Genomic DNA, 466 nt, shown 5'->3' on the forward strand with positions numbered 1-466 from the left:
TCGCCCTGTCTTACTCAGTAAGATCATCGACAAGATCGACTTGATTTGGAGCTATCGGCATACCGCGCTCAGACATCATAATCCGCAATTTACGGTTGATCTCGCCATTGCGGTCTGTGAGCGTTTTAGTGTTAAAAACTGCGTAGTCTTTTGATGTATTGTAACCTTTCCAAACCTGCAAAGGATCAAGGGCGTAGGCGTACGTTTGCCCTACTGGGATACGCAATAAAGCCCCTAAATTCTCAAGATCCAAAACCCATCGTTGAATGGTTCGTATTGATACGTTAAAGCGGTCAGCAAGGAACTTCTGATCGCAAATAACCGCACCGCAACTAGGATCTAAGTGGTGTGCAAAGAATGAGAATAGCTCTAAGGCTCTGGGCGCTTCCTTGTTAATTTTTACAATCATTGACCAGCCAGCACCTGTGACTTGTGTGAAGTCAGGCGGATTTTTGCGTTTTTGAGC

General features: G+C 45.3%; 1 protein-coding gene. It reads right to left on the reverse strand.

The window, feature by feature from the left end; translation table 11 throughout:
- Nucleotides 1-10: 10 nt before the first annotated feature.
- A partial coding sequence (locus AM305_RS10230) for a hypothetical protein (protein WP_005825768.1) occupies nt 11-466 on the reverse strand: 456 nt, incomplete at its 5' end.

Source organism: Actinobacillus minor NM305 (genome assembly GCF_000175195.1).
Classification (GTDB): Bacteria; Pseudomonadota; Gammaproteobacteria; order Enterobacterales; family Pasteurellaceae; genus Haemophilus_A; species Haemophilus_A minor.